General features: G+C 66.7%; 2 protein-coding genes and 1 pseudogene. All 3 read right to left on the reverse strand.

What is annotated here, in order from left to right:
• Nucleotides 1–197, reverse strand: a pseudogene (locus ABT129_RS37975) (alpha-glucosidase); the annotation flags it as partial.
• 42 nt (nt 198–239) lie between these two features.
• Entirely contained in the window at nt 240–1115 is an 876-nt protein-coding gene (locus ABT129_RS37980) for a carbohydrate ABC transporter permease (RefSeq protein ID WP_351910830.1), read from the reverse strand.
• A gap of 15 nt (nt 1116–1130) precedes the next feature.
• On the reverse strand, nt 1131–2090 hold the full coding sequence (locus ABT129_RS37985) for a carbohydrate ABC transporter permease (protein ID WP_351910832.1): 960 nt from the start codon (nt 2088–2090) through the stop codon (nt 1131–1133).
• Nucleotides 2091–2271 lie beyond the last annotated feature (181 nt).

Below are 2271 nucleotides of genomic sequence, written 5' to 3' on the forward strand. Positions count from 1 at the left end.
ACGCCCGCGAGGTCCCCGGTGCCGTCGCCGTCGCCGTCGGCGAAACTGCGCGGATACACCTGGTAGATGACGGCGTCGCGCCACCAGTCGTCGGTACGCGGATGAGGGGCTGCCACAGGTCGGGTCCTTTCGGGCAGGGTGGTTCTTCGCCGCCGGCCCTGACAGCGGGGCGGCAAGTGGGCCGGCGGCGAAGGCATATGGGGCGGTGGACCAGGGGCGGAGCGGGAGGAGAAGCCTGATCAGCCCTTGAGGCCGCCGGCGGTGAGGCCGCTCATGATGTTCCGCTGGAAGACCAGGAAGATCAGCAGCGTGGGAAGGGAGGCGATCGTCAGCGCCGCGATCAGGACGTTCACCGGAACACCGTTGGACAGCGAGTAGATCCCCACGTTGAGCGTCTGCTTCGACGGGTCGGGCAGGGTGAGCATCGGCCAGAGAAAGTCCTTCCACACACCGACCACCGCGAAGATCGACACCACGCCGAGAATGGGCCGGGAGATCGGTAGGACGATCGACCACAGAACCCGCATGGGCGAGGCCCCGTCCATCGAAGCCGCGTCGAGCAGCTCCTTGGGTATGGAGTCGAAGAAACGCTTGAGCAGGAAGATGTTGAAGGCGTTGGTGACGGCCGGCAGCCAGATCGCCCAGGGCGTGTTGAGCAGGTTGCGCTCGATGACCGGCACGTCGAGCACGGTCAGGTACTGAGGGACGACGAGCACGGTCGCCGGGATCATCAGCGTCGCGAGCATCATGCCGAGGATCGCCTTGCCGAACACGGGCCGCAGCTTCGACAGCGAGTAGGCGGCCGCCACATCGAGGATCAGCTGGAAGGCGAGGGCCCCGAAGGCGTAGTACAGCGTGTTGAAAAGGAGGGTGGCAAGGTCCATGACCTCCCACGCCCGCGCGTAGTTCTCGGGCTCGAACGTGTTCGGGACCAGGGTCGGCGGGGTCTGGATGACCTCCTGGGTGTCCTTGAACCCGCTCGACACGAGCCAGTAGAGGGGGCCGAGGAAGACCAGGGTGAACAGGAGCACGACGGCGGCGAAGACGGTCCAGTAGAGGACCCTGCCGCGGGGCCTGGCGAGCACGGACGGCGAGATGAGTGTGCGTGTGGACATGGCTGGTCTCCGGTCCTACTCGTCCTCGGCGCGGCTGAGCTTCACGTACACCGCCGAGAAACCGGCCAGGAGTACGAGCAGGAGCAGGCCGAGCGCCGCCGCGGCACCGTAGTTGTTGAAGTTGAAGGCGTACTGGTAGATGAGGTAGACGACCGTGGTCGTCGATCCCTCGGGTCCCGCGCCGCCGGTGAGCAGGAACGGCTCCACGAAGACCTGCATGGTGGCGATGACCTGCATGAGCGCCATCAGCGACAGGATGAGGCGGGTCTGCGGGATGGTGACGTGCCAGATCTTGCGGAGGATTCCCGCGCCGTCGAGTTCGGCCGCCTCGTACAGCTCGCCGGGGATGGACTGGAGCGATGCGAGGTAGATCAGGGTCGCACCGCCCATGTTCATCCAGGTCGAGGCGATGACGACGGCGAACATCGAGATGTCCGGGTCCTGGAGCCACTGCTGCTCGGGCAGCCCGAGGCTGGTGAACAACTCGTTGAGGAGACCGTAGCCGGGGTCGTACAGGTACTTGAAGAGGAGGACCGAGGCGACCGGGGGAAGCATGACCGGCAGGTAGACGAGAAGCCGCAGATATCCCTGGCCGTGCTGGAACTCGTTGATGACCACCGCGACGAGGAACGGCACCGCGAAGCCGAGGACGAGCGCGAGCACGGTGAACAGGGCGGTGTTCCCCCACGCCTGCCAGAAGGCCGGATCGTTGAACACCGTGACCAGGTTGTCGAAACCGACCCAGGTCGTGCGGCCGTTCTCGGTCTTCTGGAAGGCGAGGAAGAACTCCCGCACCATCGGATACCAGGAGAAGACGCCGAAGCACAGCACCGCGCCGATGAGGAAGCCATGAGCGGTGAGGTTGCGCCGCAGGCTTCTGGCGAAGCGGCCGCTGGTCGGCGCGGGGCCCGCCTCTCGTGGCAGGGAGGGGCGGGGGTGGTCCGCCTTGCTCGGGGTCAGGCTGGGGGCCGACATCGTCTCTCCTTGGTACTGTCTGCCGGTTTCGGAGCCCGTACGGGTCGGGCGGTAGGGGTGGCCGGACGAACGCGCTACCGGCGCAGGGGTGGGGCGGGCGCCTGCCCGCCCCACCCGCATCCGCCTACTGGTTGGCGAGGACCTGGTTGACCTGGGTCTCGGCGGTGGCGAGGAGCTTGTC

The sequence above is a fragment of the Streptomyces sp. NPDC002057 genome, assembly GCF_040296665.1.
Classification (GTDB): Bacteria; Actinomycetota; Actinomycetes; order Streptomycetales; family Streptomycetaceae; genus Streptomyces.